The 10,438-nt window shown below is 68.4% G+C and carries 8 protein-coding genes; 3 read left to right on the forward strand and 5 right to left on the reverse strand.

All coding sequences use genetic code 11. The annotated features are described in order from the left end of the window. The first annotated feature begins 250 nt into the window (after nucleotides 1-250). Nucleotides 251-1,753, forward strand: a complete 1,503-nt coding sequence (gene malQ / locus AC01Y6_RS08395; protein ID WP_476671102.1) for a 4-alpha-glucanotransferase — start codon at nucleotides 251-253, stop codon at nucleotides 1,751-1,753. Nucleotides 1,754-1,776: 23 nt separating this feature from the next. Here the strand turns inward: malQ and sucD are convergent, their stop codons facing one another. Genes sucD through AC01Y6_RS08420 form a run of 5 tightly spaced genes read right to left on the reverse strand, consistent with a single transcriptional unit; the run spans nucleotide 1,777 to nucleotide 8,318 of the window. Then, nucleotides 1,777-2,643: a succinate--CoA ligase subunit alpha gene (gene sucD / locus AC01Y6_RS08400; RefSeq protein WP_476671104.1), complete on the reverse strand. Its 867-nt coding sequence runs from the start codon at nucleotides 2,641-2,643 to the stop codon at nucleotides 1,777-1,779. Beyond that, on the reverse strand, nucleotides 2,640-3,776 hold the full coding sequence (gene sucC, locus AC01Y6_RS08405) for an ADP-forming succinate--CoA ligase subunit beta (RefSeq protein ID WP_347240968.1): 1,137 nt from the start codon (nucleotides 3,774-3,776) through the stop codon (nucleotides 2,640-2,642). Before sucC ends, sucD begins: the two co-directional genes overlap by 4 nt. Nucleotides 3,777-3,815: 39 nt before the next feature. Next, entirely contained in the window at nucleotides 3,816-4,823 is a 1,008-nt protein-coding gene (locus tag AC01Y6_RS08410; protein ID WP_428715196.1) for a PIN/TRAM domain-containing protein, read from the reverse strand. Continuing rightward, the gene (radA, locus tag AC01Y6_RS08415; RefSeq protein ID WP_476671107.1) at nucleotides 4,820-6,100 is read right to left on the reverse strand and encodes a DNA repair protein RadA; all 1,281 of its coding nucleotides are present in this window, start codon (nucleotides 6,098-6,100) and stop codon (nucleotides 4,820-4,822) included. The genes AC01Y6_RS08410 and radA overlap by 4 nt, the downstream gene beginning before the upstream one ends. A gap of 13 nt (nucleotides 6,101-6,113) precedes the next feature. Then, on the reverse strand, nucleotides 6,114-8,318 hold the full coding sequence (locus tag AC01Y6_RS08420; protein WP_476671108.1) for an ATP-dependent Clp protease ATP-binding subunit: 2,205 nt from the start codon (nucleotides 8,316-8,318) through the stop codon (nucleotides 6,114-6,116). Nucleotides 8,319-8,447: 129 nt separating this feature from the next. Between AC01Y6_RS08420 and AC01Y6_RS08425 the strand changes: the two genes are divergently transcribed. Together AC01Y6_RS08425 and AC01Y6_RS08430 are read left to right on the forward strand one after the other, a co-directional pair. Continuing rightward, nucleotides 8,448-9,968 carry a glycine--tRNA ligase gene (locus tag AC01Y6_RS08425; RefSeq protein ID WP_476671109.1) on the forward strand — a complete coding sequence of 507 codons (1,521 nt, stop codon included), beginning with the start codon at nucleotides 8,448-8,450 and terminating at the stop codon, nucleotides 9,966-9,968. Nucleotides 9,969-10,181: 213 nt separating this feature from the next. Continuing rightward, nucleotides 10,182-10,412, forward strand: a complete 231-nt coding sequence (locus AC01Y6_RS08430; protein ID WP_476671110.1) for a hypothetical protein — start codon at nucleotides 10,182-10,184, stop codon at nucleotides 10,410-10,412. The last annotated feature ends 26 nt before the right edge of the window (nucleotides 10,413-10,438 follow it).

A 10,438-nucleotide genomic window follows, 5' to 3' on the forward strand; every position in this document is an offset into this window, starting at 1 on the left:
CTTGAGGCCTGGGTGTATCTGGGCATGCTACGCTTGTTGGTGAAGCGGCTGGCCAGGGCCGCGTAGCTGGCCGTGGAAAGCTTTTACGACAGCCTCTAAGTACCCCACCGCGGCAAAAGCCGCGGTGGGGGCCCCAAAAGAGCTTTCCCACAGCCCAAGCACGGGCATCCCGTGTGGCAAAGCCAAGGTGCGAGCACTTGGGTGCCCGAAGGTTGTGGAAGCTCTTCCAGCGCCGGGGTATACTTCCCCCATGGAGCTTCCCCGCGCCTACGGCCTCCTCCTCCACCCCACGAGCCTCCCCGGCCCCTACGGCATCGGCGTCCTGGGCGAGGAGGCCCGGGACTTCCTTCGCTTCCTGCAAAGGGCGGGGGGGCGGTACTGGCAGGTCCTCCCCCTGGGCCCCACGGGGTATGGGGACTCCCCCTACCAGTCCTTCAGCGCCTTCGCCGGAAACCCTTACCTCATAGACCTCAGGCCCCTCTCGGAGCGGGGCTTCATGGGCCTCGAGGACCCCGGCTTCCCCCAAGGTCGGGTGGACTACGGCCTCCTCTACGCCTGGAAGTGGCCCGCGCTACGGGAGGCCTTCCGGGGCTTCAAGGAAAAGGCCTCCCCGGAGGAGCGGGAGGCGTTCGCCGCCTTCCGGGAACGGGAGGCCTGGTGGCTTCAGGACTACGCCCTCTTCATGGCCCTCAAGGAGGCGCACGGGGGGCTTCCCTGGAACCGGTGGCCCCTTCCCCTGAGGAAGCGGGAGGAGAAGGCCTTAAGGGAGGCGGAGCGGGCCTTGGCCGAGGAGGTGGCCTTCCACGCCTTCACCCAGTGGCTCTTCTTCCGCCAGTGGGGGGCCTTGAAGGCGGAGGCCGAGGCTTTGGGCATCCAAATCATCGGGGACATGCCCATCTTCGTGGCCGAGGACTCCGCCGAGGTCTGGGCCCACCCCGAGTGGTTTCACCTGGACGAGGAGGGCCGCCCCACGGTGGTGGCCGGGGTGCCCCCCGATTACTTCTCGGAGACGGGCCAGCGCTGGGGGAACCCCCTCTACCGCTGGGAGGTTTTGGAGCGGGAGGGGTTCTCCTTCTGGATCCGCCGCCTGGAGAAGGCCTTGGAGCTCTTCCACCTGGTGCGCGTGGACCACTTCCGCGGCTTTGAGGCCTACTGGGAGATTCCCGCAAGCTGCCCCACGGCGGTGGAGGGGCGCTGGGTTAAGGCCCCGGGGGAGAAGCTCTTCCAAAGGATCCAGGAGGTCTTCGGCGAGGTCCCCATCCTCGCCGAGGACCTCGGGGTGATCACCCCTGAGGTGGAGGCCCTGCGCGACCGCTTCGGCCTCCCGGGGATGAAGGTCCTGCAGTTCGCCTTTGACGACGGGATGGAAAACCCCTTCCTCCCCCACAACTACCCCGCCCACGGCCGGGTGGTGGTCTACACCGGCACCCACGACAACGACACCACCCTGGGCTGGTACCGCACGGCCACGCCCCATGAGCGGGCCTTCCTGGAGCGCTACCTTAGGGACTGGGGGATTTTCTTCCAGGGGGAGGAGGAGGTGCCCTGGGCCCTGATGCGCCTGGGCATGGCCTCCGTGGCCCGGCTCGCCGTCTACCCGGTGCAGGATGTCCTGGCCCTGGGCAGCGAGGCCCGGATGAACTACCCGGGAAGGCCCTCGGGGAACTGGGCCTGGCGGCTCCTTCCGGGGGAGCTCTCCCCGGAGCACGGGGCGAGGCTTAGGGCCATGGCCGAGGAGACGGGTCGGGGATGAGGCCATGGCCCTAGAGAGCCCGTTTAGCCCAGGGCCTTTTTCACCAGCTCCACGATCTCGTCAATGGTGTCGGCCACGGGGATGCCCGCCTCGGCGAAGGCCTTGAGCTTGGACTCCGGGGTGCCCACGTTGCCCATGATGATGGCCCCGGCGTGGCCCATGCGCTTGCCCTTAGGGGCGGAGCGCCCTCCGATGAAGCCCACCACGGGCTTCTTCATGTGGGCCTTCACCCAAGCCGCCGCCTCCTCCTCGTCGGAGCCGCCGATCTCCCCAATCAGGACCACGGCCTCGGTCTCCGGGTCCTCGTTGAAGAGGGGGAGGAGGTCCTTGAAGGTGGTGCCGATCACGGGGTCGCCCCCGATGCCCACGGTGGTGGTGGTGCCAAGCCCCGCCTCCGAAAGGGCGGCCGCCGCCTCGTAGGTGAGGGTGCCGGAGCGGCTGATGAGGCCCACCTTCCCCCGCTTGAAGACGTGGCCCGGCATGATGCCGATCTTGGTCTCCTCGGCGCTGATGATCCCCGGGCAGTTCCCCCCGATGAGGCGGCTTCCCAGGGCCTTGATCTCCTCCACCGCCCGCACCATGTCCAGGGTGGGGATGCCCTCGGTGATGAGGACGATGAGGGGAACCCCGGCGTGGGCCGCTTCCAGGGCGGCGTCCGCCGCCATGGGGGCGGGGACGAAGATGATGGAGGCGTCTATGGCGTGGTGGGCCACCGCCTCCTTCACCGTGTCGTAGACGGGGACCCCTAGGACCTCCATTCCCCCTTTGCCCGGGGTGACCCCGGCGACGATCTTGGTGCCGTAGGCAAGCATCTGCTGGGTGTGGAACTGCCCCTCCCGGCCGGTGATGCCCTGGACCAGGACCCGGGTCTCGCGGTTCACCAGGATCACGCCGCACCTCCCACCATGGCCACGATGGCCTTGGCCGCCTCGAGGGACGTGGGGTACATGTAGACGGGCTTCCCCTCCAAAAGCTTCTTGGCCTCCTCCTCGGCGGTGCCCGCCACCCGCATGACCACGGGCTTGGTGAGGAGGCCCTCCTCCAGGGCCCGGATCACCCCCTTGGCCACCTCGTCCGCCCGGGTGATGCCGCCGAAGATGTTGATGAAGACCCCCTTGACGTCGGGGTCCTTGAGGACCACCTTGAGGGCGTTGTAGACCACGTCCGCCTTGGCCCCACCGCCGATGTCCAGGAAGTTGGCGGGCCTGCCCCCCACCCGGTTCACCAGGTCCAGGGTGTACATCACGAGGCCCGCCCCGTTGCCGATGATGCCGATGTTGCCGGAAAGCTTCACGTAGGCGAAGCCGTAGTTGCTGGCCTCCACCTCCAGGGGGTGCTCGGCCTCCACCTCCCGGAGCTCCGCGAGGTCGGGGTGGCGGAAGAGGGCGTTGTCGTCCAGGACGATCTTGGCGTCGGCGGCCACGATCCCGCCCTCCGTGGTCACCACCAGGGGGTTGATCTCGGCGATGGAGGCGTCCACCCCCTCGTAGGCCCGGTAGAGGGCCACCAGGACCTGGGCGATCTTGTTGGGGTTGCCCTCGAGCCCCGCCCGCTTCACCATCTCCCGGGCCTCAAAGGGGCGGAAGCCCTTGTGGGGGTCTATCCAGAACTTGTGGATGGCCTCCGGGCGCTCCGCGGCCACCTCCTCGATGTCCACCCCCCCCTCCTTGGAGAGCATGAGGACCACCCGCTTCTTGGCGCGGTCCAGGATGAGGCCGGCGTAGTACTCCTTGGCGATGTCCACCGCCTCGGCCACCAGGACCTTCTTCACGGTGAGGCCCTTGATGTTCATGCCCAGGATGGCCTTCGCCTTCTCGTAGGCCTCCTCCGGGGTGTCGGCGAGCTTCACTCCCCCCGCCTTGCCTCTCCCCCCCACGTGCACCTGGGCCTTGATGACCACCCGCTTGCCGAACTCCTGGGCGATCCTTTTTACCTCCTCGGGGGTGTAGGCCACCTTGCCCGGCGGCACCGGCACCCCGTAGCGGGCCAGGATCTCCTTGGCTTGATACTCGTGCAGGTTCAAGCTCCACCTCCTCGGCCAAGGCCAGGAGGCATTATACCTTCAGGCCTCCGCGGCGGGCCGGGCGAAGAAGAGGCGGCCCACCTGGGTCTGGATGGCCTGGGTGATGACCACCTCCACCTCCTGGCCCCGGTAGCGGATGCCCCCGTCCACCACCACCATGGAGCCGTCCTCCAGGTAGCCCACCCCCTGGTGGGGCTCTTTGCCCTCTTTGAGGATGAGGAGCTTCAGGGTGTCCCCCACCTGGAGCTGGGGCCTTAGGGCCTGGGCCAGGGCCTGCACGGAGAGGGCCTTCACCCCGTAGATGCGGGCCATCTGCAGGAGGGCGAGGTCGTTGGTGATCAGGGCGGCCCCGAGCTCCCGGGCCAGGAAGAGGAGCTTCTCGTCCACGCTCTCCCCCTTGGGGGCCTCCTCGAGGACCTCCAGGGGCAGGTGCTCTTTAAGCCTCTCCAGGGCCTCGAGGCCCCGCCTGCCCTTGGCCCGCTTGAGGGGGTCGGGGCTGTCGGCGAAGTGCTGGAGCTCGGTGAGGACGAAGTGGGGCACGTAAAGGGGGCCTTCCAGGAAGCCCGTGGCCGCCACCTCCGCCAGGCGCCCGTCCACCAGGACGCTGGTGTCCAGCACCTTGCCCCCATTTGGGCGGCGCTCCCTTTGGGGGGGGCGGAGGTACTCCTTGTACCCCAGGGCCAGGTAGGCGAAGAGGCCCACCAGGAAGAGGGCCAGAAGGAGGCTGTGGTAGGGGCTGAAGCCCGGCACCTGGGAGAGGAGGCTGGTGAGGAGCACGGTGAAGAGGAGGCCCAGGGTGGCCCCCAGGGTGAGGGCCACCGAGACTTCGGGGGGAAGCTCCCGCAGGCGGGCGAGGCGCTTTTCCAGGAAGATTTCCAATCTAGGGGCCAGGAGGACCCCGCTCAGGAAGCCCGCCCCGGCCAGGTAGAGCCGGTTCAGGGAGAGGAAGCCGGCGGAACGGGGGAGGAGGCCCAGGCCCTCCAGGGCCACCGCCCCCTGGTAGCCCAAGAAGGCGAAGAGGAGGTAGAGGAGAAAACGCCCGTTCATCCCAGGTACCGCTCCACCGCTTCTTTCAGGCTCCGGGTGTTGCCGGGGTGCAGAAAGCGGGAAAACCCCGCCCGCTCCCCCTCCCGAAGCCGCCTTTCCAGGCTCACCACGCTCCGCACCTCTCCCAGAAGCCCCACCTCCCCCACGGCCGCCAGGTCCTGGGGCAGGGGCTTTCCCACCACCGCAGAGTACACCGCCAGGGCCACGGCCAGGTCCAGCCCCGGGTCCAGCACCTTAAGCCCCCCGGCCAGGTTCACGTAGACGTCCAGGCTGGCCAGGGGCAGGCCGAGCCGCCTCTCCAGCACCGCCAGGACCATGTCCACCCGCCTGGCCTCCAGCCCCTGGACCACCCGGCGGGGGGCGGGGAAGGGGGTCTTGGCGGCCAGGGCCTGGACCTCGAGGGCCAAGGCCCGCTCCCCGGCCAGGGCTAAGGCGATGGCGCTCCCCGGAACCCCCAAAGGTCGCTCCAAAAGGAAGGCCTCCGAGGGGTTCTTCACCTCCAGGAGCCCCTCCTCCTCCATGCGGAAGACCCCGAGCTCCCCCACGGGGCCGAAGCGGTTCTTGGCGCTCCTCAAGACCCGGTAGACCCCGGCGGTCTCCAGGTAGAGGGTGGCGTCCACGGCGTGCTCCACGCTCTTGGGCCCCGCCACCACCCCCTCCTTGGTCACGTGCCCCACCAGGACCACCGCGGCCCCGCTCTCCTTGGCGAAGCGCACGAAGGCCTGGGTGGCCTCCCGCACCGCCACCAGGCTCCCGGGGCTTCCTCCGGCCTCTATGGTCTGAATGGAGTCCACAAATAGGGCCTCGGGAGGCTTCTGCTCCAGGAGGTGGAGGAGGGGTTCCAAGCGGGTCTCCCGGAGGAGCAGGAGGTCCTTCACCCCCAGGCGCCGGGCCCGGAGCTTGATCTGGGCCGGGGACTCCTCCCCGGCCAGGTAGTAGACCCGCTCCGGCATGCGCCGGGCCATCTCCAGGAGGAGGGTGCTCTTGCCCACCCCGGGCTCCCCGCCCAGGAGGACCACCTCCCCCGGCACGAACCCCCCGCCCAGCACCCGGTCCACCTCGGCAAGCCCCGAGGAGAAACGGCGCTCCTCCCTCTCGTCCACCTGGGAGAGGGGAAGGAGGGCGGCCGGGCGTCCCGGCGCCTCCTTGCGGGGAGGTTCCAGGGCGGCCTCCTGGAAGCTCCCCCAAGCCCCGCACCCGGGGCACCGCCCCAGGGGCTTCGGGGTGCGGTAGCCGCACTCCACGCAGACGTAGCTGGCCTTCTCCTGCCTCCTCACGCCGGGGGGTGCTTCACACCAGGAACTCCTCCACCTCGTGGAAGGCCAGGTGCCCGTCCTCCACGCTCACGTAGAGGCGGCCCGCCGGCTTCTTGAGGAGGGCCAGGGACAGGGGGTCTTCGATGCGCTCGCGGATGACCCCCCGGATGGCCCGGGCGCTCCCCGTCTTCGGGGCCTGGTCCACCACGAAGCGGGCCACCTCGGGGGCGAAGGTCACCTCTATGTCCCGGCTCTTCAGCTCCTTCTGGATCTCCTCCAGCATGAGCCGGGCCACCTGCACCAGCTCCTCCTCGGTGAGGGGGCGGAAGCGGATGACCTCGTCCAGCCGGTCCAGGAACTCGGGGGTGAAGAGGGCCTTCAAGGGGGACTCCGTGTCCACCTCCTTGGAGGTGAAGCCGATGGCGGGGCCCACGTTGTAGCCGGTGTTGGAGGTCATGATGAGGATCACCCGGCGGAAGTCCACGGTGCGCCCCATGCCGTCGGTGAGGCGGCCCTCGTCCAGCACCTGCAGGAAGGTGTTGTAGACGTCGGGGTGGGCCTTCTCAATCTCGTCCAGGAGGACCACGCTGAAGGGCTGGCGCCGCACGGCCTCGGTGAGGCGGCCCCCCTGCTCGTAGCCCACGTACCCCGGCGGGGCGCCGATGAGCTTGGAGATGGAGTGGGGCTCCTGGAACTCGGACATGTCAAAGCGGATGAGGGCCCTCTCCGAGCCGAAGAGGACCTCGGCCAGGGCCTTGGCGAGCTGGGTCTTGCCCACCCCGCTTTGGCCCACGAAGAGGAAGCTCGCCGCCACCCGGGTCCTCCCGCCGAGGCCCACCCGGGCCCGGCGGAGGGCGCTCGCCAGGGCGCGGATGGCCTCCTCCTGGCCCACCACCCGCTTCCTTAGCTCCTCCTCCAGGCGCATGAGCTTCTCGTCGTCCTTGTCGTCCACGTAGACCCCGCCCCAGGAGTCCACCACCGCCTCTATGTCCTCCCGGGTGACGATGGGGGTGCCGTCCTCCTCCTCCGCCACGGGGAGGCCCAAGGAGGCGTTGAGGCGCACCCTCGAGGCCGCCTCGTCGATGAGGTCGATGGCCTTGTCGGGGAAGTTGCGCCCAGGGAGGGAGCGGATGCCGATCTTCACCGAAAGCTCCAGGATCTCGTCGGGGATGATCACCCCGTGGTGGGCCTCGTAGCGGGGGCGGAGGCCCTTTAGGATCTCCAGGGTCTCCTCCGGGGAGGGCTCGAGGACGATCACCGGCTGGAAGCGCCGCTCTAAGGCGGCGTCTTTTTCTATGTAGCGGTGGTACTCCCCGGTGGTGGTGGCCCCGATGACCTGGATCTCCCCCCGGGCCAGGGCGGGCTTCAGGATGTTGGCGGCGTCCAGGGTGCCCTCGGCCCCGCCCGCCCCGATCAGGGTGTGGAGCTCGTCGATGAAGGCGATGACCTTGGCGTTCTTGAGCTCCTCGATGATCTGGCGCAGGCGCTCCTCAAACTCGCCCCGGTACTTGGTCCCCGCCACCACCCCGGCGAGGTCAATGGCCACCACCCGGGCCCCCTTGAGGATGGGGGGGACCCGCCCCTCCACGATGGCCTGGGCCAGCCCCTCCACGATGGCCGTCTTGCCCACCCCGGGGTCGCCGATGAGCACGGGGTTGTTCTTGGTGCGGCGGGCCAGGATCTGGATCACCCGGTTGATCTCCTCCTGCCTGCCGATCACCGGGTCCAGCCTCCCCTCCCGGGCCTCCTTGGTGAGGTCGCGGCCGTACTCGTCCAGGAAGGGGGTGTTCACCGGCTTCTCCCGCTCGCGCCCCTCGGCCATGGAGAGGATGCGCCAGCGGATGGCGTCCACGTCCTTGGCGAAGTGGCTGAGGATGCGGTAGGCGATCCCGTCCCCCTCGCGGATGATGCCCAGGAGGATGTGCTCCGTGCCGATGACGGGGGCCCCCATGTTGCGGGCCTCGGCGCTGGCGAGCTCCATCACCCGCCTCGCCCTCGGGGTGATGGCGGGGGGCTCCCCGGTGCGGCTCCCCTCGCCCCGGCCCACCAGCTCCTCCACCATGCGGCGCATGGCCTCGAGGCTCGCCCCGTACTCCTGGAGGATGCGGGCCGCCGTGCCCCCCTCGCGCATCAGGCCCAGGAGGAGGTGCTCCGGGCCGATCATGGAGTGGCCTAAGCGGCTCCCCTCCTCCCTCGCGTAGTGGAAAACCAGCCTGGCGCGGTCGTCGTACCTGTTCATGCTCCCCTCTACCCACATTCTAGCCTAACCCCCCTTCCCTTGGGGGTTTGCGCCCAGGCTCACCTTGGCCCCATCCGGTAAGATGCCCTCTAACCGGGGGTCTTTGCCCCCCCTTTTTGAGGAGGAACCATGCCGGCGAGCACCCTCGAGGAACTGGTAGCCCTTTGCAAGCGGCGCGGCTTCATCTTCCAAAGCTCCGAGATCTACGGGGGCCTCCAGGGCGTCTACGACTACGGGCCCTTGGGGGTGGAGCTCAAGAACAACCTCAAGCAGGCCTGGTGGCGCAGGAACGTCTACGAGCGGGACGACATGGAGGGCCTGGACGCCAGCGTCCTCACCCACCGCCTGGTCCTCCACTACTCCGGGCACGAGGCCACCTTCGCCGACCCCATGGTGGACAACCGCATCACCAAGAAGCGCTACCGCCTGGACCACCTTCTCAAGGACCAGCCTGAGGAGGTCCTCGGGCGGCTTTACCGGGCCATGGAGGTGGAGGAGGGAAACCTCCACGCCCTGGTCCAGGCCATGATGGGGGCCCCCGAGAGGGCGGGAGGGGCCATGACCGCGGCCGGGGTCCTGGACCCCGCGAGCGGGGAGCCGGGGGACTGGACCCCGCCCCGGTACTTCAACATGATGTTCAAGACCTACGTGGGCCCCGTGGAGGACGAGGCCTCCCTGGCCTACCTGCGCCCGGAGACCGCCCAGGGCATCTTCGTCAACTTCAAGAACGTCCTGGACGCCACGAGCCGCAAGCTCCCCTTCGGCATCGCCCAGATCGGCAAGGCCTTCCGCAACGAGATCACCCCCAGGAACTTCATCTTCCGGGTACGGGAGTTTGAGCAGATGGAGATTGAGTACTTCGTCCGCCCGGGGGAGGACGAGCGCTGGCACCGCTACTGGGTGGAGGAGCGCCTTAGGTGGTGGCAGGAGATGGGCCTAAGCCGCGAGAACCTCGTCCCCTACGAGCAGCCCCCGGAGGAGCTCGCCCACTACGCCAAGGCCACCGTGGACCTCCTCTACCGCTTCCCCCACGGCCTCGAGGAGCTGGAGGGCATCGCCAACCGCACGGACTTTGACCTGGGGAGCCACACCAAGGACCAGGAGGCCCTGGGGATCACCGCCCGGGTCCTGAGGAACGAGCACTCCACGGCCCGCCTCGCCTACCGCGATCCCGAGACGGGGAAGTGGTTCGTGCCCTACGTGATTGAGCCCTCCGCCGGGGTGGACCGGGGGGTCTTGGCCCTCCTCGCCGAGGCCTTCACAAGGGAAGAGCTTCCCAGCGGGGAAGAGCGCATCGTCCTCAAGCTCAAGCCCCAGCTCGCCCCCATCAAGGTGGCGGTCATTCCCCTGGTGAAGAACCGCCCGGAGATCACCGAGTACGCCAAGCGCCTAAAGGCCAGGCTTCTTTCCTTGGGCCTCGGGCGGGTCTTCTACGAGGACACGGGCAACATCGGCAAGGCCTACCGCCGCCACGACGAGGTGGGCACCCCCTTCGCCGTCACCGTGGACTACGACACCCTCGGCCAGGGCAAGGACGGCACCAGCAAGCTCAAGGACACGGTCACGGTGCGGGACCGGGACACCATGGAGCAGATAAGGCTCCACGTGGACGAGCTGGAGGGCTTCCTTCGGGAGAGGCTTAGGTGGTAAGCTATAGGCATCTTCGCGGGGCGCCTTGAGCAGGAACAAGCAGCTTCGCAAGCGGCTTGAAGGATTGGAATACCAAATCCTTCAGCATCACCGGAAGATCAGGGAGGAGCTGGAGAGGGCTAACCCCGACTGGGGGTTGATTGGAAAGTGGGAAAGGGAGATTCGGGCATGGGAAGGGGAACGAAGGCGGCTACTCCGCAGGTTGAGAAGGTAGTGGGCCTGCCTGACCCCATCTGGCAGGAGCTCTTTGAGGAGGTGGACCGCCTCAAGGCGGTGTACCAAAGGCTGAAGGAGGCGCCTCCGGAAGCGCGAAGCGCCTTGGAGGAGGAGGTCCTCCATAGCCTCACCCACCTCTGGGCCCACACCCGGGTCATGTGGGAAGAGCTGGAGCTTACGGAGGGTGGCGGTCGGCCTCGAGGGGGGCGAGGACGATCCGGGGCCTGAGCCGCCTCAGGGCCCCCGCCAAAAGG

Source organism: Thermus sp., assembly GCF_056332225.1.

What these genes read in the sequence shown, in the direction of transcription:
- malQ (WP_476671102.1), top strand. Translation starts at nt 251, where the DNA reads ATGGAGCTTCCCCGCGCCTACGGCCTCCTCCTCCACCCCACGAGCCTC.
- AC01Y6_RS08410 (WP_428715196.1), bottom strand. Translation starts at nt 4,823, where the DNA reads ATGAACGGGCGTTTTCTCCTCTACCTCCTCTTCGCCTTCTTGGGCTAC.
- AC01Y6_RS08420 (WP_476671108.1), bottom strand. Translation starts at nt 8,318, where the DNA reads ATGAACAGGTACGACGACCGCGCCAGGCTGGTTTTCCACTACGCGAGG.
- AC01Y6_RS08425 (WP_476671109.1), top strand. Translation starts at nt 8,448, where the DNA reads ATGCCGGCGAGCACCCTCGAGGAACTGGTAGCCCTTTGCAAGCGGCGC.